General features: G+C 40.3%; 22 protein-coding genes and 2 riboswitches. Of the genes, 15 read left to right on the top strand and 7 right to left on the bottom strand.

Going from position 1 to position 20,815, the window contains the following annotated elements; translation table 11 throughout:
• Positions 1-122: 122 nt before the first annotated feature.
• Positions 123-839 (bottom strand): DUF1836 domain-containing protein, encoded by a 717-nt coding sequence (locus tag LCD32_RS06145; RefSeq protein WP_057079628.1) that lies wholly within the window; start codon positions 837-839, stop codon positions 123-125.
• A gap of 279 nt (positions 840-1,118) precedes the next feature.
• On the opposite strand from LCD32_RS06145, the gene htpX reads away from it, so the two are divergent.
• From htpX to LCD32_RS06170, 5 genes are all read left to right on the top strand, one after another.
• Positions 1,119-2,018, top strand: a complete 900-nt coding sequence (gene htpX / locus LCD32_RS06150; protein ID WP_008346130.1) for a protease HtpX — start codon at positions 1,119-1,121, stop codon at positions 2,016-2,018.
• A gap of 143 nt (positions 2,019-2,161) precedes the next feature.
• Positions 2,162-3,508 carry a TrkH family potassium uptake protein gene (locus LCD32_RS06155; RefSeq protein WP_007498761.1) on the top strand — a complete coding sequence of 449 codons (1,347 nt, stop codon included), beginning with the start codon at positions 2,162-2,164 and terminating at the stop codon, positions 3,506-3,508.
• A 98-nt stretch (positions 3,509-3,606) separates the two neighbouring features.
• A complete protein-coding gene (locus LCD32_RS06160) occupies positions 3,607-4,134 on the top strand; it encodes a DUF421 domain-containing protein (RefSeq protein ID WP_019743078.1) in 528 nt (175 codons plus the stop codon).
• Positions 4,131-4,295 carry a hypothetical protein gene (locus LCD32_RS06165; RefSeq protein WP_008346124.1) on the top strand — a complete coding sequence of 55 codons (165 nt, stop codon included), beginning with the start codon at positions 4,131-4,133 and terminating at the stop codon, positions 4,293-4,295. Before LCD32_RS06160 ends, LCD32_RS06165 begins: the two co-directional genes overlap by 4 nt.
• Positions 4,288-4,470 carry a hypothetical protein gene (locus LCD32_RS06170; protein ID WP_058213829.1) on the top strand — a complete coding sequence of 61 codons (183 nt, stop codon included), beginning with the start codon at positions 4,288-4,290 and terminating at the stop codon, positions 4,468-4,470. The genes LCD32_RS06165 and LCD32_RS06170 overlap by 8 nt, the downstream gene beginning before the upstream one ends.
• A gap of 33 nt (positions 4,471-4,503) precedes the next feature.
• Here the strand turns inward: LCD32_RS06170 and LCD32_RS06175 are convergent, their stop codons facing one another.
• On the bottom strand, positions 4,504-5,523 hold the full coding sequence (locus LCD32_RS06175) for an acyltransferase family protein (protein WP_058213828.1): 1,020 nt from the start codon (positions 5,521-5,523) through the stop codon (positions 4,504-4,506).
• Between the two features lie 293 nt (positions 5,524-5,816).
• Here LCD32_RS06175 and LCD32_RS06180 point away from each other — a divergent pair, with 293 nt between their 5' ends.
• From LCD32_RS06180 to LCD32_RS19240, 3 genes are all read left to right on the top strand, one after another.
• Positions 5,817-8,012, top strand: coding sequence for a PAS domain-containing sensor histidine kinase (locus tag LCD32_RS06180; protein ID WP_035392271.1), 2,196 nt, complete (start codon positions 5,817-5,819; stop codon positions 8,010-8,012).
• Position 8,013: 1 nt separating this feature from the next.
• Entirely contained in the window at positions 8,014-8,505 is a 492-nt protein-coding gene (locus LCD32_RS06185; protein ID WP_035700525.1) for a methylated-DNA--[protein]-cysteine S-methyltransferase, read from the top strand.
• Positions 8,506-8,594: 89 nt separating this feature from the next.
• A complete protein-coding gene (locus LCD32_RS19240) occupies positions 8,595-8,729 on the top strand; it encodes a hypothetical protein (protein WP_263485674.1) in 135 nt (44 codons plus the stop codon).
• Between the two features lie 24 nt (positions 8,730-8,753).
• On the opposite strand, the gene mtnA is transcribed toward LCD32_RS19240, so the two are convergent.
• Positions 8,754-9,815, bottom strand: coding sequence for an S-methyl-5-thioribose-1-phosphate isomerase (gene mtnA / locus LCD32_RS06190; protein WP_007498751.1), 1,062 nt, complete (start codon positions 9,813-9,815; stop codon positions 8,754-8,756).
• 6 nt (positions 9,816-9,821) lie between these two features.
• Positions 9,822-11,015: an S-methyl-5-thioribose kinase gene (gene mtnK / locus LCD32_RS06195; protein ID WP_224563219.1), complete on the bottom strand. Its 1,194-nt coding sequence runs from the start codon at positions 11,013-11,015 to the stop codon at positions 9,822-9,824.
• A gap of 79 nt (positions 11,016-11,094) precedes the next feature.
• Positions 11,095-11,258: riboswitch (SAM riboswitch) on the bottom strand.
• A gap of 163 nt (positions 11,259-11,421) precedes the next feature.
• Here mtnK and LCD32_RS06200 point away from each other — a divergent pair.
• From LCD32_RS06200 to LCD32_RS06225, 6 genes are all read left to right on the top strand, one after another.
• Positions 11,422-12,612, top strand: coding sequence for a pyridoxal phosphate-dependent aminotransferase (locus tag LCD32_RS06200; protein ID WP_191218883.1), 1,191 nt, complete (start codon positions 11,422-11,424; stop codon positions 12,610-12,612).
• A gap of 44 nt (positions 12,613-12,656) precedes the next feature.
• Positions 12,657-12,758: riboswitch (SAM riboswitch) on the top strand.
• Positions 12,759-12,857: 99 nt separating this feature from the next.
• Complete coding sequence (gene mtnW, locus LCD32_RS06205) at positions 12,858-14,075, top strand: 2,3-diketo-5-methylthiopentyl-1-phosphate enolase (protein ID WP_224563222.1); 1,218 nt, start codon at positions 12,858-12,860, stop codon at positions 14,073-14,075.
• Positions 14,076-14,771: a 2-hydroxy-3-keto-5-methylthiopentenyl-1-phosphate phosphatase gene (locus LCD32_RS06210; RefSeq protein WP_206116157.1), complete on the top strand. Its 696-nt coding sequence runs from the start codon at positions 14,076-14,078 to the stop codon at positions 14,769-14,771.
• The gene (locus LCD32_RS06215) at positions 14,735-15,367 is read left to right on the top strand and encodes a methylthioribulose 1-phosphate dehydratase (RefSeq protein ID WP_224563225.1); all 633 of its coding nucleotides are present in this window, start codon (positions 14,735-14,737) and stop codon (positions 15,365-15,367) included. The genes LCD32_RS06210 and LCD32_RS06215 overlap by 37 nt, the downstream gene beginning before the upstream one ends.
• A 16-nt stretch (positions 15,368-15,383) precedes the next feature.
• The gene (locus LCD32_RS06220) at positions 15,384-15,914 is read left to right on the top strand and encodes a 1,2-dihydroxy-3-keto-5-methylthiopentene dioxygenase (RefSeq protein ID WP_008346104.1); all 531 of its coding nucleotides are present in this window, start codon (positions 15,384-15,386) and stop codon (positions 15,912-15,914) included.
• Positions 15,915-16,215: 301 nt separating this feature from the next.
• The gene (locus tag LCD32_RS06225; RefSeq protein WP_008346101.1) at positions 16,216-16,458 is read left to right on the top strand and encodes an aspartyl-phosphate phosphatase Spo0E family protein; all 243 of its coding nucleotides are present in this window, start codon (positions 16,216-16,218) and stop codon (positions 16,456-16,458) included.
• Between the two features lie 51 nt (positions 16,459-16,509).
• On the opposite strand, the gene LCD32_RS06230 is transcribed toward LCD32_RS06225, so the two are convergent.
• A complete protein-coding gene (locus LCD32_RS06230; RefSeq protein WP_008346092.1) occupies positions 16,510-18,009 on the bottom strand; it encodes an ATP-binding protein in 1,500 nt (499 codons plus the stop codon).
• Between the two features lie 204 nt (positions 18,010-18,213).
• Here LCD32_RS06230 and LCD32_RS06235 point away from each other — a divergent pair, with 204 nt between their 5' ends.
• Positions 18,214-18,669 carry a MarR family winged helix-turn-helix transcriptional regulator gene (locus LCD32_RS06235; RefSeq protein WP_003211701.1) on the top strand — a complete coding sequence of 152 codons (456 nt, stop codon included), beginning with the start codon at positions 18,214-18,216 and terminating at the stop codon, positions 18,667-18,669.
• A 184-nt stretch (positions 18,670-18,853) separates the two neighbouring features.
• Here the strand turns inward: LCD32_RS06235 and motB are convergent, their stop codons facing one another.
• Complete coding sequence (motB, locus tag LCD32_RS06240; RefSeq protein ID WP_024719648.1) at positions 18,854-19,621, bottom strand: flagellar motor protein MotB; 768 nt, start codon at positions 19,619-19,621, stop codon at positions 18,854-18,856.
• Positions 19,614-20,408 carry a flagellar motor stator protein MotA gene (gene motA / locus LCD32_RS06245; protein ID WP_008346088.1) on the bottom strand — a complete coding sequence of 265 codons (795 nt, stop codon included), beginning with the start codon at positions 20,406-20,408 and terminating at the stop codon, positions 19,614-19,616. Before motA ends, motB begins: the two co-directional genes overlap by 8 nt.
• Positions 20,409-20,815: the final 407 nt, after the last annotated feature.

The raw sequence follows: 20,815 nt of genomic DNA on the forward strand, positions 1-20,815 counted from the left end.
CATATTCCTCCTTTCACCTCATGTTTGTTGCGCCTTCTTATTTTGAAAAAAACAGCCTGCAATTATGCTGGCAATTGCTGCACAAAAAAGCCGAGGTGATGAAGGTCACCTCGGGCTCAGTTTTAAGCCTTTTTCAGCTGAAGCGTATTCAACATCATTTCTTGCGCTGTGCTTTGCAAGTGAGAAGTGAAAACGGAGAACACGGTAGAACTGATAATGCCTTTAATCAAATGCCATTGCGGCTTCGTCAATTCTGTGAACTCTTCGTGGAGTTTGTCCGTCTGCTCTTCTGTCATTTCTCGTAAATTTGTTTCCTTTAATGGAAAATGTGTATGGTGATAAATAAAATCAAGGACGTGCGCATATGCTTCATAAAAACGGATGGGGCTGATAATATCATCCGTTCGATCTGTGATCGTATTAAATAAGGCAGATAAGATCGTACGAATAGAATCAAAATCAAATACTGATTTTAAATCCCGGACAATTAATAAAATAACGACTTGATCAATGGAGTACTTCTTGCCAAGCTCTGGATGGCCGATCATATCTTTAATATCGCGCTTGATCCAGTTTTGAATGGCTGTCGATTTAAGAGAAGTCAGTTCACACAAGTTGCCCAGCTCAACGATTTCGTTCGTTGAAAGCCCGTGCTCTGATTTTTGCTTCCGCCGTTCGAGTTTTTCAAAAAACGAAGGGATTCTTAATTCATCATATCCATGTTCCTTATCGCTTTTTACAGATAAATTCAAAAGCTGAAGCGGAGTCAGATCTCCCTCGCCTTTTAGAGAATACAGAAGTCTCGTCATGTCAATTCTCGTTAATTTAAAAGTCACCATGTTCCACCTCATTTTGTACGTCAAAAACGTGATTATTGATCTAATTCAACATCATAATCTCTTTTTAATGAAAATGCAAAATAAACTAAAATAGGACCGGTGCGTCACAATTTGTTCACTTGTTTGCGGATGCAAGTAGCGTAATCATTGAAATGACGAGGTTTGAGCCAGTATGATAAACATAGAAAACGATTCCTTTTTCCTTGCAATTTGAGACGTTTATTTTTATAATTTTATTAATAAGTTCAAATGAACTTAATATGACAGCGGAGGTTATGTATGGGTAAAAGAATATTTCTGTTTATATTAACGAACATTCTTGTTATCACTACGATTGGTATTGTCCTATCGGTTATTAGTGCAGCAACTGGTGTTGGTTCTTATATAGGAGCAGACGGAAGACTTAATATCCTTTATCTTCTTGTATTCAGTGCAGTTGTTGGTTTTGTAGGCTCGTTTATGTCACTAGCGATGTCTCGCTGGATGGCAAAAATGATGATGGGTGTGCGTGTGTTAAATCCAGAAAAGGATTCATTAACATATGATGAGCAGCAGCTTGTTGACCGCGTTCACAGACTATCAAGAGCAGCAGGCCTTTCTAAAATGCCTGAGGTCGGTATTTACCAATCATCTGAAGTAAATGCATTTGCGACAGGTCCTTCTAAAAGAAGATCGCTTGTTGCCGTATCAACTGGATTGCTTCATGAAATGGATGATGCAGCAGTTGAAGGGGTTATCGCTCACGAAGTCGCTCACGTAGCGAACGGTGACATGGTTACAATGACGTTACTTCAAGGAATCGTCAACACGTTTGTTGTCTTCCTTTCAAGAATTGCGGCATGGATCGCAAGCCGTTTCGTTCCACGTGAAGAGCTTGTGCCGATTGTTCACTTTATCGCTGTGATCGTCTTCCAAATTATTTTCTCTATCTTAGGAAGCCTTGTCGTATTTGCTTACTCTAGACATCGCGAATTCCATGCAGACCGCGGCGGTGCGGACCTTGCAGGAAAAGATAAAATGATTCATGCGCTCCGTTCACTAGAGGCGTATACATCAAGAATTAAAGATGATGATCAAGCAGCTGTTGCTACACTGAAAATCAGTGGTAAAAGAAAAGCTTCTCTTTTCTCAACACACCCTGATTTAAACGAAAGAATTAGAAGACTCGAAGCAAAATAAGAAAGATCAAAAGACATTCTGCGTAAGGATGTCTTTTTCTTTTTGATGAAAAAGTAAATAAAGCACAAAATACCTTTAAAATCTTCTCTCTTTTCATTAAAATGATATAGTATTCGAAAAGAAAGATAAAAGAAGGAATAACCATGAATCCAATGAAAAAACTAATCGACCGGCTGTCGGCTTTTCAGCTGATTGCCCTTTATTATTTTCTTGCTGTGACCGTGTCGTTCATTCTACTCAGTCTGCCAGTGGCTCACCAAGAAGGAGTCAAATGGACATTTATTGATGCGCTATTTACAGCTGTGAGTGCTGTCAGTGTCACGGGTCTGACTGTTGTCGATACGTCACAAACATTTAGTGTGACCGGGATGTGGATCCTTGCATTTGTTTTGCAAATCGGTGGTATCGGCATTATGACACTTGGTACATTCGTCTGGCTGGTTATGCGAAAAAGGATCGGCATTAAAGAAAGAAAATTAATTATGGCAGACCAAAACCAGAGCAACTTATCAGGAATTGTAAAACTCATGAAGCAGGTCTTATATTTAATCTTACTGATTGAGTTTGTAGGCGGTCTGATTTTAAGTATGTATTTTCTAAAGTATTACGATGTGCAAGGCGCTTTTTTACACGGATTTTTCTCTAGTATCAGTGCCACAACCAATGGGGGATTTGATATTACTGGAAATTCGTTAATTCCTTATAAAGATGACTATTTCGTCCAATTTATCACGATGCTGCTCATCATTTTTGGCGCTATTGGCTTTCCGGTACTTGTCGAAGTAAAGGATTATTTATTCAATCAAGACCGAAAACATGCATCGTTTTCATTGTTTACGAAAATTACAACGATCACGTTTGGTCTCCTTGTTGTCGTTGGGGCAATTGGGATTTATGCACTTGAAGCTCGGTTTACTTTTCTAGGGAAGAGCTGGCATGAAATCTTGTTTTATTCTTTGTTTCAATCAACAGCTACCAGAAGTGGCGGGCTTTCGACATTAGATATTACGCAATTGACAGAGCCGACACTGTTATTTTTATGTTTGCTGATGTTTATCGGGGCATCTCCAAGCTCGGTAGGGGGCGGAATTCGGACAACCACGTTTGCCCTTAATTTACTTGCTTTGTTTCACTTTGCGAGAGGAAATAAGTCCATTAAAATCTTTAAAAGAGAGCTTCATCAAGCGGATATTAATAAATCCCTCATGGTGACGATGATGGCCTTTATTTTAGTGTTTGGTGCTACGTTTCTGTTAACTTTATCAGACCATCATACACTTCTTGAAACTTTATTTGAAGTTTGTTCTGCCTTTGGAACAACGGGACTGTCGCTCGGAATTACGTCTGACTTGTCGGTATTTGGTAAGTGTATTATTATGGTGGTCATGTTTATAGGACGGATTGGAATTCCAAGCTTCTTGTATTTAATTGGCCGCCGGGAAAGTGAAGCGAATTATCATTATCCGAAAGAGCGTGTGATCATCGGCTAACCAGCATTCCTACTGAATGCTGGTTTTTTTATTTCCATTATATAACTGGCTAAATCACAAGGGATGTTCGCAATCTATAGGTAAGAGGTGAAAGAGACGTGCTGGATGTGTTATGGAAAGCAATTGTAATGCTGCTCGTTGGTACCTTGCTGCTGAGAATAGCAGGACCTAAATCCATTAGTCAATTAACGGTTCAACAGACAGTCATCATGATTTCAATTGGATCGATTATTATCCAACCCTTCATTGAGCATAATTTACTTGAAACCATTTATGCGGCCGCCATTTTTATTGTGGCGCTTGTGATTATGGAAAAGCTGTCGATCCAATTTGATTTTTTTGAAAAGTTGGTTTCAGGGAAGTCTGTGGTGATTTTAGAGGATGGAGAAATGCTTGATCACAAGCTGAAAAAAACGCGGCTGACAAGGGACCAATTCAAAATGCGCTTAAAGCAGCAGGGCATCACAGACATCAGCAGTCTCAAAAAAGCAACGCTAGAAGCGAATGGGCAAATTGGATATGAGTTAAAGCCTGAGGAAAAACCAGTGACAGTCAAACAAATGAAAGAGCTATTTGATCAATTGAGCGAAGAACTAAACATGTTAAAAAGGAATGATGACAGATGAAAAGAAAAACAGCAAAAAATGAAGCACTCACGAATAATATGACGCCTACAGAAAGCATGGCACACGATCAAGGACAAACACAATTTGACGAGCAATCAGAAGACCGCCAGGCGAACCGAAATTCTCATCAAGGTAAACAGGGGGGAGCATCTCGTGACTAAAAAACATGTGAAAAGTAAAGACATGAAAGACCATAAAAAACCGATGAACCCCGATATCTTGGAAGAGGAATTTGGCAGCGAGCTAGGAGATATAAACAGCAGTAAATGGATTGATACTTTAATGAAGCCTAAAAAAAACGATGTATGTCATACTGAACAGAAAAACAAAAAATAAATAGAAAAAAACGATCCTGAGAGATCGTTTTTTCTATTTAATATAACTGTTTTGTCTGCCAGTAATGCTTCGCATCAGACTGGTCATTTTGAGCTCGATGACTGGTTGTGCAACAGTTTTAACAAATGTACTAGATAGGGTAAAGGTTAAGAGGACCGTAAGTAGCAATAGAATCAATACACTTGCCGTATTTAGAGCCCAATCATCAAACCAAGTCGTTCTTAAAAGCTTAATCACAAAGCCATGAAGTAAATAGACATATAAAGTTCTTGTGCCCCATTTGGTAAAAAAGAACCGGCGGGTTGGGACTAATGCAAAGAAACTAAAGGTAGCAGCAAATGCAAGTAAATACCATGCCATTCGTTTCATCGCTGCAATGAGTCCTTCATCTCCAAGAGAAGCGTAAGACTGTGACCCAAATAAAAAGGAATAATCGAATTCATAAAAATAGCAAAACATGAACACGGCCATCAGTACAAGAAGTGCAGTCAGTTTCCCTTTGCTTGTTCGGATAAATTCAAAGTGCTGCTTTTTTAAATAAAAGCCAGCTAAAAACATCGGCAAAAAGACAAATGTACGAGATAGGCTGAGTGTATCGCTAATGCTGTCCACGTAACCGACAAGTAACGCCATCGATAAACTGACGATCATTGCCCAGTGGAATGGCAGTTTTGAAAAAGGAATAAGTAGTAAGTTCCAAAAGAATAAACTGATTAAAAACCATAAAGACCATTGCGGATCAATCGGATTTAAGTTAGAGATGCTTTGATCCTGTAAGAAATAATAATACACAGAATAGATGACCTGAAAAATCAAATATGGGATGATCAGCTTAACTGCGACTTTTTTCATAAAACCTGGTTTTCTAAAACCTTTGGCAAAGAAGCCAGACACCAATATAAAAGCGGGCATATGGAATGTATAAATAAATTTATATAAGTAGAGTATCCAGTCATTATCATGTATGAATGACCGTAACAAATGACCAAAAACAACTAGAAAAATCAGAAGAAATTTTGCATTATCAAAATAACTGTCTCTCGTGGATGTCATAACATCACCTTTCCTGCTTCATTTCGAACATAAACGTTCTAAGTGCACTGTTCCCTCATTTGCCCCATTTTAAAATACAAATTGGCTCATTTCGCTATTTGATGTGAAATTGTAGAGCGGTTGTAAAAGAAGCGTAAGAAAAGAGAATCGTTATACAATCGTGTCATCCAAATGAAACAAATGAAGCAAGCCTCGTGTAAAAAGTTCTCTTTTTTTATGAGTCGAATGAAGGAACAATGAAAATCTTGTAGAAATATTGTAGAGGAATGAGGCTGGAAAAGGAGTGTAAGAGAATGACTGAAACGCTCGATGGTGCGAAAAATATCAGAAAATTAGAAAAAGAAAACGAATATTTGCGAAATGAATTGATACAGCACAAAATGCTGTTAAATAAGACGTTAGATGCCATTTTTATATTTGATCAGCACCTCAACATTATTCAAGCCAATGAAGCGACATGTAGGCTTGTGCAAACACCGAAAGAAGACCTCCTCAATAAATCCGTTCTAGATTTCCTATACGGCATCCCGAAAAACAAAATTGACTGCTCACTTGAGATTTTTTTTCGAAAAGGAACGTTAAAAAGAGAGATCTCCATTCAACTTGAAAATGGAGAGACAAAATATATTGAATTTGTAGCAGAGCACGACGTGGTGAATCAACAATATATTGTCGTCATGCGTGATATTTCTTCAAAGAAAATATTAGAGCGAGAACGCTCGATGAATGAGCAGCTGTTTAAAGATTTATTTGATCGAGCGATTGACGGTATGGTCATTTTTGATCAGGATGGTTGTATGATTGACGCCAATCACTCTTTTTGCCAGAGCTTTGAACTTCAAAAAACAGATTTAACAGACCGCTACTTAAATGAATTTGTTGAAGAAGAAAACCTTCCAGCGCTCCAGCAGCTCTTAACTTCATTGAAAGAAACAGGGAAAGCAAAGGGAGAACTTCCTGTTACCCTTCAATCTGGGCAGAACAAATTATTCGAACTGACCATCACATCCAATGTGATGAGTGGTTTTTACATGTCCATCATGCGTGATATTACAGAAAAAAGATTAATGGAAGAAAAGCTGCTAAAAAGTGAAGAACGTTTTAGAGAAATATTCGAAAATGCGATGGATGCCATCATCATTTGGGCGGATGATGGAGAGATTGTCAGGGCAAATGAATCCGCCTGCCGAATTTTCGAATTACCGATGCAGCAGCTGATTGGCAAGAAACTCATGGATTTTCTAGTCAAATCTGATCGCAGATACCGGCCGACAAGAAGACGGTATATCAGGAATCTTGAAATCAGAGAAGAACTCCTCTTTAGAATGGCGAATGGCCAATTCAAAGAGCTTGAGTTCACCTCTAAGCATGCGGTATTAGAAGGGCAGCACTTAACCATTTTACGGAATGTCAGTGACAGAAAGCGAATGGAAGAGGAGCTGCGAGAAAGTGAGCTCAAATTCCGTAAAGTATTTAATGGCTCTATGGATGGCATTGTTCTTTTCGATAATCAATACCGAATTATTGATGTGAATCCATCCGCAAGTGAACTGCTTGGCCTCAAAGATGATCACTTAACGGAAATGAATCTTTTTCATATCCTTGCGCCATATCAAATTGAAAATTTGGCGCAGCCAGCTCAGGCGATGTCATTAGATGAGATGGACAATGAAGTTCCATTTGTGCTGAACCATCCAGATCAACGTATTTTGGAGTTTTCTTTTAAACGAAATATTATTCATAACATGAATTTGGCCATCTTTAGAGATGTGACTGAACGCAAGGAATTAGAAGAGCGGGTAAGAAAATCGGATACGCTTCATGTTGTCGGAGAGCTTGCCGCTGGAATTGCCCATGAAATTAGAAATCCAATGACGGCTTTAAAAGGCTTCATTCAGCTGCTCAAAGGAAACATTGAAGGGGAGTATTCGCTCTATTTTAATGTCATTACATCAGAGCTAAAAAGAATCGAATCCATCATTACAGAATTTTTGATTTTAGCGAAACCGCAGGCCATCATCTATGAAGAAAAAAATGTCGTGCAAATTGTCAAAGACACGATGGACCTTCTTCACGCACAGGCCAATCTTGGCAATGTGCAAATGCACTTAAATGTGCTGGATGATATTCCGCTCATCTACTGTGAACAAAATCAGTTAAAGCAAGTCTTTATTAACATTTTGAAAAATGCGATTGAAGTAATGCCTCAGAAAGGAAATGTTTACGTGAGCATTCAAAGGAAGGGGGAGGAGCACATTGTGATTTCTCTTCGTGATGAAGGCTGCGGCATGACAGAGGATAAACTAAAGCGTCTCGGAGAACCATTTTATACAACAAAAGAAAGAGGCACTGGACTTGGGTTAATGGTTAGTTATAAAATTATTGAAGAGCATCAAGGAACCATTGAAGTAGAGAGTGAAGAAGGGGTCGGAACAGTGTTCCATCTCACGCTTCCACTCCGGCAGCAGAAACAAGAAGGGGAGCTTTAATGTGTATTATACAGTCTATACCGCACCAATCGGGGCATTATACATACTAGAGAAAGATGGTGCCATCATTGAAGTGAAGTTTGATGATGAATCGTTTTTGGTCAAAGAACAGAGAGGCCATTTTAAACAAGAAGACACGCCTGTATTAAAAGAAGCGAAAAAACAGCTGGATGAGTATTTTAAGGGCGATCGGAAAGTGTTCGATCTCCCGCTTAAGCAAGCAGGCTCTCCGTTTCAAGAGCAAGTGTGGGAGGCACTTTCTACTATTCCGTATGGTGAATCAAAAAGCTATGCTGATATTGCAGAAGCGATCGGCAATCCAAAGGCTGTCAGAGCCATTGGACAAGCTAATAGACGCAATGCATTGCCAATTTTTATCCCGTGTCACCGGGTCATTGGAAAAGACAGGACTCTGACTGGCTATGCAGGGACGAAGACAGGGATGAAAGCGATCCTGTTAGAATTAGAAGGCATCCCATTTGTTCAAAAATAAATGAATTGACCTGTTCCAAATGTTTAGCGAGCGACATATCCTTTTATTAAGCTAAAAAAGTTGGTCTAGGGAAAAAGGAGGCTGCTAACATGTTATGGGGCAAAAAAGATAAAATGTACGCCGTCACATCACTATGTGTCAAAATGAAGGTGTTGACAGAAGAACAGAAAAAAGAAATATTAGCAAAAACGAACGAAACAAAAAAGCGCGGTGCTCTTAAATGATAAGAACCCCGCGCTTTTGTTTGATTAAAGTGACGCGCTTTCGGTGAATAGTGCATCAATCTCTTCTGTATAGTTGGAAGTGATAATGCCTTTTTCTGTAATGATACCGGAAATGAGATGGTGAGGAGTGACATCAAAGGCAGGGTTAAATACCTGCACGTCAGGAGGCGCAATTTGGATGCCGTTTAATTCCTTTACTTCCTGCGGGTCGCGTTCTTCAATCGGAATATCTGATCCATCCTGAGTTGACACATCAAAGGTCGAAAGAGGCGCTGCCACAAAAAATGGAATTTGAAAGTGTTTAGCTAAAATAGCCAGACTTAACGTTCCAATTTTATTTGCTGTATCACCGTTTCTAGCGATTCGATCTGCACCAACAATAACGGCAGAAATTTGTTTTTCTTTCATCGTATGGGCTGCCATATTATCCGTGATAAGCGTCACATCTACGCCGCCCTGCATCAATTCCCATGTCGTCAGACGAGCGCCTTGAAGGACAGGACGTGTTTCACATGCGTAAATGTGAAGATCGAGGTTTTTCTTTTTCGCTAAATAAAAGGGTGCAAGCGCTGTTCCATACCGGCTTGTGGCAATGGAGCCTGCGTTACAAATGGTCATAATTCGATCACCAGATTTAAAGAGCTGAAGAGCATTTTGACCGATTTGCCGACATGTTTCTTCATCTTCGATTTGAATTTGAATGGCTTCATGGACAAGATCAGTTTTGGCTGCATTCACCGAAGCAGCACGCTGAGTGCGCTGATAAAGCCGGTCTAATGCCCAGGCAAGGTTTACAGCGGTTGGACGAGCACTGTTTAAATATTCTTTTAGGCGAGCGACTTCTCGCTTAAAGAGATCAATGTCTTCTGTATCAATCTCTTGTGCACTAAGTGCGAGCCCAAAAGCCGCTGTAATGCCAATAGCAGGTGCTCCGCGCACTTTTAGCGTCACAATGGCATCATACACATCTTCTTTTGTATATAAATGCTCAAACACGGTTTCAGCAGGTAATTTTTGCTGATTCAAAATGTTGATACGGTTTTCTTCCCATTCGACGGAACGGGGAACTTCAAATTCTTTAGACAAAACTCGTCACTCCTTTACAGTTTGCTGGAATAATGCGACGAGGTCAGACGCTGTTTCCACTGCTTGATATTGTTTGATCAATGTTTTTCCTAGTGTAAGTGCTGCTTTTTTCTGCTGAATCCTTCTAGAATGTGATGGAATCGCATCGAGATCAGCCGCATGCGCAAGACCGATGGTTCGGCGAACAAGCTCACAGCCAGCAAAGCCGGTGGCCTCTTTTAAAATACGGTCAAAGGTTGTTTCTAAAAAGCTGTCCGATACACTAAACGCTTCAATACTGTCTTCTTTCCATGCTTTTGTGAACACTTCTTTGAATGTTGCCCACACATTGACGACATGATCAAAAAGGTGCTGCTGATCCTGCTCATTCTCATGAGATAAAGCATTGATGAACAAATTGGCAATAAAGTGACCGATATCGAATCCGAAAGGACCGTAAAAAGCGAACTCTGGATCAATGATTTTCGTTTCCGCTTCGTTTGCAAAAATACTGCCTGTATGAAGATCTCCATGTACCAGTGTTTCAGCAGAGGTTAAGAAGATCCGTTTCAATTCGGCTGCTTTTGCTTGCAGTTCAAGATCAGCCCATAGTGCTTCTGCCTCTTCCCTTAATTCCACTTCGAAGTTATTCGTTTCGCTGTCAAAGAAAGGATCTGTGAAGACGAGTTTCTCTGTAATGTCACAAAGATCAGGGTTTGTAAACTGCTTCACGAATTGTTTTTTGATTTTAGGATTTGTGGCAAAGTCAGACGTGTAAAATAGTGTTTTGCCTAAAAATTCTCCGACATGATCTGATAAATACGGATAATGTTTTCCGGCAATTAGCCCTTTTCTGACGATTTCAAGGTGTGATAGATCCTCCATTGCCGTCACTGCAAGAGCTGTATCCGAATAATAGACGGCTGGTACGAGATGTGGTGCATACTCTGACTGCTTGATGAGTGCTGCACTTTCAATTCTTGCACGGTCTAATGTCAGCGGCCAGCTTTCTCCAACGACCTTTGCATAAGGAAGAGCCTGCTTGATAATCAGTCCTTTTGCTTGTTTGTGATCATAAATATGAAAGACGTAATTTAAATTTCCGTCGCCAATTTCAGTACAGGTCAAATGACTGCTTTCTTGAATCAATCCAAGTCTAATGGCTAATGCAACTGCCGAACTCTCTGTTAATTCTTCATATGATGCCGTAAGTGTAACCAATTGCTTCCCCTCCAAATCATATAAAAAAGCCTCTTTCTCCTGAGAGAAAGAGGCTTGATGGCGTGTATGCTCGAAGCCTCTCTTATCTCTCAGCACATACGTCTGATGGAATTAGCACCGTGCCCTATAAGACAATAAATTGTCTTGGCGCTGTTCTTGCTGCGCCCCACTTCACAGTGGTATTAACGGTCGGTTGCTGTTGGGGTCAAAAGGCCAAATCCCTCGCCCAACTCTCGATAAGAGAAATCAATATGTAATTGTTTCATGTCTGCTTGCATTTCTTAATTCTAGATATTATCAGAGCTGCAGTTCACATGTCAATCTTTTTTCAAAATTGCTTTACAATTCATAAAACAATCCATTACAGTGATTGTATTGTCACGTAACTTGAATAGAAGGTGAAAAAATGGAATTCCAGCAATCGGATGTATTGAAACATTTACCGAAACAATTTTTTGCGTCGCTTGTTCAAAAAGTGCAGAAAAAAATGCAGGAAGGGGCAGATGTGATTAATTTAGGTCAAGGAAATCCTGATCAGCCCACTCCTCCACATATTGTGAAAGCGATGCAGGAAGCGGTAGCAAAACCTGAAAATCATCAATACTCCTCATTCCGCGGGACAGCGAAACTAAAAAAGGCCGCAGCTGCTTTTTATGAAAGAGAATATGGCGTCACGCTTGACCCAAAGACAGAGATTGCTATCTTATTTGGAGGAAAAGCGGGACTAGTCGAATTGCCGCAATGTTTACTGAATCCAGGTGATACGCTGCTTGTTCCAGACCCAGGATATCCTGATTACTGGTCAGGCGCTGTGCTTGCCGGAGCTCATATGGTCACAATGCCTCTTCTTGAACAAAATGATTTTTTGCCTGACTACCACCAACTGTCAGAAGAGGATAAGAATCAAGCAAAATTGATGTACTTAAATTACCCAAATAATCCGACTGGTGCGACTGCAACCCGGACATTTTTTGAAGATACTGTTGCGTTTGCGAGTGAAAATAAGATGTGTGTAGTCCATGATTTTGCATATGGCGGCATAGGATTTGACGGCGAAAAGCCCCTCAGTTTCCTGCAAATAGACGGAGCAAAAGAGACAGGTATTGAAATCTATACATTGTCCAAAACGTATAATATGGCTGGATGGAGAGTCGGTTTTGCAGCAGGGAATGCCTCTGTTATCGAAGCCATTGAGCTTTATCAGGATCACCTGTTTGTGTCACTGTTTAAAGCAACTCAAGATGCAGCAGCAGAAGCACTTTTAAGCGATCAAACGTGCGTCCAAGTACAAAATGATCGGTACGAAAAAAGACGAAACACTTGGATTGCTGCATGCAAAGAGATTGGCTGGGACGTCAGTGCGCCAAAGGGCTCGTTTTTTGCTTGGTTAAAGGTGCCTGAAGGATATACATCGGAAACTTTTTCTGATGTATTATTAGAAAAAGCACATGTTGTTGTTGCACCGGGGAATGGCTTTGGTGCTCACGGTGAAGGCTACGTCAGAGTCGGTCTTTTAACAAGTGAGGAGCGGCTAAAGGAAGCCGCTGATCGTATCGCTGCCTTGCAGTTATTTGAAAAAAAGCCATTGACAACGTAAAAAAATGGTGCGATAATTCAGGCAATATTTAAGAAAATTGAATATTCTTATCAAGAGTAGGCAGAGGGACTAGCCCAATGAAGCCCGGCAACCGACTTCCATGAAGCACGGTGCTAATTCTTGCAGCAAGCGCTGAGAGATAAGATTCGGATGAATGAGACGAAACCTCTTTAACGCGCTGATCAAGCACTTAAAGAGGTTTTTTTATTGACCATATACAGGACGCAATCGAAAGGGGATTCCTAGTGAGTGAACTACTGGCAACATACGTACTAACACATCGAGAGGATGAACAAATAGACCGAAAAGCAGAGCAGATCGCACTTGGGTTAACGGTCGGGTCATGGACGGACTTGCCGCAGCTCAAAAAGGAGCAGCTGAAAAAACATAAAGGCCGTGTGGTGAGCGTAAAAGAACAGTCCCCCGCAATTGGTGGTCTGTATCAATCAGAGGTGACCATTGCTTATCCTGAGGCGAACTTTTCAGCTGATATACCAGCGGTGTTTACGACGATTTTTGGAAAGCTTTCACTGGATGGGAAAGTAAAGCTCGTCGATATCGAATTTTCGGAAAGGTTTAAACGCTGTCTGCCAGGACCGGTATTTGGCATTGAGGGGATACGAAAGAAAGTAGGCGTGTTTGATCGGCCGCTATTGATGAGTATATTTAAAGGCGTAATCGGCCGTGATATGGAGGATTTAAAAGAACAGCTCCGCTTACAGGCTTTAGGTGGAGTAGACTTCATCAAAGATGATGAGATTTTATTTGAAAGCCCATTAGCGCCTTTTGAAGATCGAATCAAGGAAGGAAAAAAGATATTAAAAGAAACATATGAAGAGACAGGACATCGCACGCTTTATGCTGTTAATTTAACTGGTAGAACTTTTGATTTGAAAGATCGAGCAAGAAAGGCAGCCGAACTAGGGGCTGATGCGCTTTTATTCAACGTTTTTGCCTATGGACTTGATGTCATGCAAAGCTTAGCTGAAGACCCAGAGATCCCATTGCCGATCATGGCACATCCAGCAGTGAGCGGTGCAATGACATCCTCTCCAGACTATGGATTCTCGCATTCCCTTCTTTTAGGCAAATTAAATCGATATGCTGGCGCTGATTTAAGTCTTTTTCCCTCTCCTTATGGATCAGTCGCCCTTCCGAAAAAAGATGCCTTTGGCATTTTCGAAGCATGTGTGAAAGAGGATACAGTTCAACAAACATTTCCTGTTCCTTCAGCAGGCATTCACCCGGGAATGGTGCCGATCTTAATCAAAGATTTTGGACTTGATCATGTCATTAATGCAGGCGGGGGAATTCACGGACATCCGCGGGGAGCAATCGGAGGAGGGAAAGCCTTTCGTTCGATCATTGATGCGGTGGTCAAAAAAGAGTCTATCGAAGAAAAAGCATCAACTTGTCAAGACTTACAAGCAGCACTTGATCTTTGGGGAAGGGTAGCAGAATAAATGAAAAAACCAATTGTATGTTGTGATTTTGATGGCACGATTACGAAAAATGATAATATCATTCGCATCATGAAGCAGTTTGCTCCAAAAGAATGGACGAAATGGAAGGATGGTGTTCTAGCAAAAGAGATCACGATCCAAGAAGGCGTCGGACAGATGTTTCAGTTACTGACGAGTGATCAGAAAGAAGCCATTCGGTCATTTATTTTAGAGGATACAGAGATTCGTGAAGGATTTGAACAGTTTGTCGATGATGTCAAAAAAGCAGACATTCCTTTCTATGTACTCAGCGGCGGTATGGACTTTTTTGTCTATCCCATCCTTGAAGGGATTGTCGAACAAGAGAATATTTATTGTAACCATGCATCATTTAAAGAAGACCATATTCAAATTGAATGGCCGCATACTTGTGATTCAGAATGCCAAAATGGCTGTGGCTGCTGCAAGCCTTCCATTATTCGAGAGCTGACGCAGGAAGATGATTTTATTATCATGATTGGTGATTCAGTGACTGATATTGAGGCAGCGAAACATGCGGATCTCACGTTTGCACGTGATTATTTACTGAACGAATGTAAAGAGCTAGGGCTCGTACATAAAGAGTATGAAACATTTGTTGATCTAAAAGCGCAATTTGATCAAATAAAGGAAGTGAAGGAATGGCAGACGAGAAGAGTAAACGCTGGAAGGAACTAGCAGACGTCAAACGTGAATTGGCACAAAGAGACTGGTTTTACGGAACGAGCGGCAATTTATCGATAAAAGTGTCGGATGATCCCATCTCGTTTTTGGTGACGGCAAGCGGCAAAGATAAAAGAAAAGAAACCGACGAAGATTTTGTTCTTGTTGATGCAGCAGGTCAGCCGGTTCATCCGAATGAGCCGCTCAGGCCATCAGCTGAAACACTGCTTCACACATACGTTTATGAGCGGACGAAAGCAGGATGTTGTCTTCACGTCCACACGATCGATAACAATGTCATTTCTGAGCTGTATGGCGATAAAGGAGAAGTTCGTTTTAAAGGCAACGAAATTATTAAAGCGCTTGGTTATTGGGAAGAGGATGCAGAAGTCACTGTTCCTATTATTGAAAACCCAGCTCATATTCCGCACCTTGCAGAGCAATTTGCAGTGCACCTGACGGACGATGCTGGTGCTGTACTCATTCGTAATCATGGCATCACCGTTTGGGGGAAAACCGCATTTGAAGCCAAACGAGTCTTAGAGGCTTATGAATTTTTATTTACCTATCATTTGAAAGTAGCGCTTTATCAAAAGCAGCTTGTTAAATAAAAAGGAGGAAACACACATGGCGACCATTTACATTCATAATGAAGAGAACACGTTACTTGAGAACGAACAAGAGGTCCGGGCGTATTTAGAACAGCAAGGGGTCATTTATGAACATTGGGATATTGAAAAACTACCAAAACAGTTATCAGAAAAGTACGATTTAACAGATGATGAAAAGGAAGAAATTTTAACTGTGTTTCAAGAGGAAATAAAGAGTATTTCCGAGCGAAGAGGATACAAAGCGCAGGATGTGATTTCATTATCAGATGCGACCCCTAACCTTGATGAACTGCTTCAAAACTTTAAACGTGAACATCATCATACAGATGATGAAGTCAGATTTATCGTGAGCGGTCATGGAATTTTTGCCATTCAAGGCAAAGATGGTGTCTTTTTTGATGTGAGACTGAATCCAGGTGATTTAATTTCTGTGCCTCCGAATATTCGTCACTACTTTACACTTCAAGAAGATCGTCAAGTCGTCGCAGTTCGTATATTTGTCACAACTGAGGGCTGGGTGCCAATTTACGAAGAAGAAACGGTTTAATAGTGGGAGCTGATCATTTCGCATGAGGCGGAAGATCAGCTTTTTTTTAGGAAAATAGACATAAAATGAGAGAGAAAATAGTTGATTTTGGTCTTCTGCATAGGATAAAATTCTGTTTAATCAATGTGTCAGTCCTGTCCAATTTTGAAGTTTACCCCCAGAATTCATTGGGTAAAAGGTCTTTAGGCTGTAAAAAATTAAATAAAATAAGCATATTTAATTTAATTTACAAATAAAGTATAATTTTGGTGTCGGATCATTTAGAGCGTAGACAGACGAATTCAGAGCGGGAGCTGAGATCATGAATATTTATGTACGGAAAGAACAGCTATTAATGTCAATTGATGAAAAGAGAAGACAAATGGTAGAAGCTGCTCAAGTAGAAGGCTATACAGGTGAGACGACAATTAAATATAGTCAAGAACTGGACAACCTGATGAATGAGTATCAGTATCTTCTTTTTCATGAACAACAATCTGTTGCTTCCTTTCATGATCTTGTATCACAAATGAGTCTCCTTTCTGTTAATCGTCCTTCTTATTGACATCAAAAAACCGGTCTTGCCATTAGCAAAACCGGCTGAATGCTTCAGCTATTAGTGTGCAGAAGGGAGCATGATGATCACGGTTGTTCCTTTATTCACTTCGCTCTCGATATCGATTGTCCCCCCATACATCGAAATAATTCGTTTACACACAACAAGCCCAAGACCTGTTCCTTTTTCCTTCGACGTAATAAAAGGGAGGAAGATATGTTTCAGCATCTCTTCTGGTATACCTTCACCTGTATCTTTCACTTTTATGATGACCTGTTCTTTTTCAGCCTCAATGACAATCTTCAAATGACCGCCATTTGGCATCGCTTCTAACGAGTTTTTCGCTACATTTAATACAACTTGTTTAATGTGATCCTTCGTGCAATACACGCCAACATCTTGAATGGTATTGATTTGCAAATCAACCTCGACATTATAAAGGTTCGCCTCAGAAAATACAATTGGCATGATTTCACTGACAATTTCTTTCACAGAATTATTTTGCCACTTTTCAGCCGTTGGTTTTCCAAGCACAAGAAACTCACTGACGATTTGATTAATCCGTTTAATTTCTTCCTCGATGACAGAAAAATAAAGCTGATCCTCTTCTGAACGATACTTCTTTTGCAAAAGTTGAATAAACCCGCTAATGCCTGTTAATGGATTGCGAATTTCATGGGCTGTACTTGCCGCGAGTGTTCCAATGAGTTCAAGTTTTTGTGCTTCATTTTGGTGGCGTTCCTGCTGGGTTTGCCGTCTTAAAATGATATATTGGACGAGTGTGAATAAGATATTTAAGAGAATAAATGCACTGGATAAAGGAAACAGCATCACAGACAGTACTTCACTTGTTGTCGCACGCTGCGGAAAAACCTCCAGCTTCCAGCTGTTTTCATCTAAATATGTAGACACGGTACTATCACTTTCAGATGCTGGCTGTGGACCACTTGTAAACACAACGTCTCCATTTTGATTCAGCATCTTAAAATGAAGCTCTGGGTTTAATACATTCATAATATTTCTTAAATAATCAATTTGAATCGCAGCGACTAGCACATCCGTGACTTCGTCGTTTTCATTCAAAACAGGGACACAAATGGAGAGAATCCGCTGCTTAGTAATGCGGCTTACATAGTTATCTGTGATGACGGTCTGTTTTGTGACTTGAATACGTTTAAAGTAATCTCTAAATGACAGGTTGATTTTTTCCTTTAATGGTGTGGTGCTGGCTGTGACATTTCCTTTTTGGTCTAGGAGATACAGGCCTGAAAAACGAGGTTCTTGTTTATAGATTTTCTCTAGGATGTTTTGTACTCTTTTCGTTTCAAGCGGCTGGTCAAATCCCATGGCAAGGGAAGTTAGTCTTGCTTCTGTTTCACTGATTAAATAATTCATTTGGTTTTTGTGAATATTTAACATAAGTGTAGCGGTTTGTTTGTTTTTTACATCAATTTTCTCAGTTTCTTTTTCGTAGATAAAATAACTAATGATGAGGGTTGGAATCACGACCAAAATAAGGTAAAGCTTGATCTTCTTCCAAAACCCTTTCAGTATACTCATGATTCATCGCTCCAACGTATTACCTAATAGACTTATTATAGCATTGAACCTATCTTTATTACGATGACTTGTGAGATTTTTAAAAAATTAGGTGATTCGTTCTGGTCTCTTTTTCATGCTAAAAATGGTTCAACATGTTGACATTTTACTTATTGTTTATTAATGTCACATTAGTGGGTTGCATTTCATAAAGGATGATAAAAAATGGAAAATCATAATGTTGAGAAATCTTTGAAATTATTTATTGTACTATCACGTGCCTATCGCTCCATTAATCACCACATGAACAAACATATTGTGAAGCACGGTCTGAATCCGACTGAATTTGCTGTATTAGAATTGCTGTATCATAAAGGTGATCAGCCGCTTCAGCAAATAGGTGATAAGATCTTACTCGCAAGCGGAAGCATCACGTATGTGGTTGATAAATTGGAGAAAAAAGAACTCCTTAGCCGGAAAGCTTGTGCAGAAGACCGCAGGGTGACATTTGCACATATTACGGAGCAGGGAAGAGCGTTGCTTGATGACATCTTCCCAGATCATGCAAAAGAGATTCACGAGATGATCAGTGTGCTTAGTGAAGAGGAGAAGGATGCCTGCATCGATATGCTCAAACATGTAGGACTTCGTGCCAAGCATTTATATGATCATAAAGAATAAACAAAGGAAGCCGTTGGCTTCCTTTTTAGTATGTAAACTAGACTAATCCGCGCATATGGTGTCAGTCCTACGCACCGATAAACGACAAGAGCTTTCAATCGCGCTCATAAGAAAGACAAAGGACTAAAATAAACATCATTTTAGCCCTTTGTCATGATCTGAAAGGAAGCTGCTGGCTTCCTATTTATTTTGCTTTTTTCTCAATTGGCAAAATAAGAACTTCGACGCGTCTGTTTTTACTTCTGCCTTCTGCGGTATCGTTAGAGGCAATCGGTTTAAATTCACCGTAACCTTTTGTGCTAAAGTTCTCTTGGTCTAGGTTGCTGTTTTCAAGGAGAATATTTAAAAAGTTGACCGCACGAATGGCGCTTAAATACCAGTTGGATTCAAATTCAGAATTCCGAATCGGAACGTTATCTGTATGTCCGCTAATGACGATGTCACGAGCAGGGTTAATGACGAGCAGCTTGGATATTTCTTTGGCTAACGGAACATCCTGCGAGCGGATCACCGCTCGCCCAGAATCAAAGAAGATGCTGTCTTCAATTGTAATAAGCAGACCTTCATCCGTCAGCTTTGTTTCAAGCTTCGAACCAAGTTTTTTATCCGCAATGAATGAATCTACTTGCTTTTTAACCTTTGTTAATACCGCTTGATCACGAGCTTTCGCTTTTGCTTCTTCTTCTTCATCTTCTGCGGATTTTTTGGTTTGATTGCTGTTTTCTGTTTCTTCGGTGCTCTGCATGCTTGATTGGTCCATTACGCCAGTGCCGCCAGTAAAGACAACATTAAACGATTTAGCCATCTGTTCATATTTTGCCGCATCAATGGAGCTAGATGCAAACAGCACAATGAAGAGGGCGAGAAGAAGCGTAAGAAGATCGGCGTAAGGGATCAGCCAAGACTCATCTACATGGTCTTCATGATCATGTTTTTTACGTTTCCTAGCCATTCTGTTTTTCTCCTTCTTCAATGACAAGATTTGCACGTTCTTTTGCTGGTAAGTACATCAGAAGTTTTTGCTCAATGACCTTTGGAGACTGGCCTTCAAGGACAGAAAGAATCCCTTCAATCATAATGAGACGAAGCTTTACTTCTTCTTTTGATTTACGCTTCAGCTTGTTGGCAAATGGATGCCACAACACATACCCTGTAAAAATCCCTAGCAGTGTGGCGACGAATGCAGCACTGATCGCATGTCCAAGTGCTTCAATGTCTCCCATGTTTGCAAGTGCGGCAATAAGTCCGACAACGGCACCAAGTACCCCTAGAGTCGGAGCGTATGTACCAGCTTGTGTAAAGATTAATGCGCCTGACTGATGTCTCTCCGACATGGCATCGACTTCTTCTGTTAAGACGTCGCGAATAAATTCAGCACTTTGACCGTCAACCGCCATGCTTAAGCCGTTCTTTAGAAAATCGTCATCGACTTCCTCAAGATTTGCCTCTAATGCCAAAAGACCTTCACGACGAGCAATTTGTGCCCAGTTTGAAAATAGAGGAATCATTTCTTGTATCGTTGGAAGCTTGCTATCTTTGAAAATTTTGCCGAATAATTTTGGTGTTTTCTTAATTTCACTAGATGGGAAGGCAATGACAACAGCTGAAATTGTCCCAACCACAATGATCAATATAGCCGCCGGGTTGATAAGAGCGGTTAGACTCACACCTTTCAAAACCATACCGACACTCAGTGCAATAAATGCTAAAATAATACCAATTAACGATGTTTTGTCCATTATCTCACCAAATCCTTTAACTATCTTTTTCTATAGTTAATATCGGTGTCTTCTAGAAGGGTTTTAGTCAGAATATAAAATTAAGACAGTTTATGTGAAGAAATTTTGACGAAAGCGCTTTCTGAAAGCCGTAAAAAAAGAAACTCCCTCATATAAAAGGGAGTTTTCAGCGTGTAGACAAACCCTCGCATTCTTTGTCAGTCCTGCGCTCTGGTGCTCACGAATGCCAAATTCGCTCCGCGCCAGTACTCGTCCTTCCTAAGGCTGCAAAGGTTTTCTATCACGCTGAAAAGAAGACAAAGGGCTAAAATCAAGTTCATTTTAGCCCTTTGTCAACAATCTGGAAACTTCATCTTTTTTGAGCTGTTTCATCTAAGAGCAATTCTTTTAATTTTTCTTCATGTATG

Origin of the sequence: Bacillus sp. RSS_NA_20, from assembly GCF_020165915.1 — a bacterium.
Taxonomy (GTDB): domain Bacteria; phylum Bacillota; class Bacilli; order Bacillales; family Bacillaceae; genus Bacillus; species Bacillus altitudinis.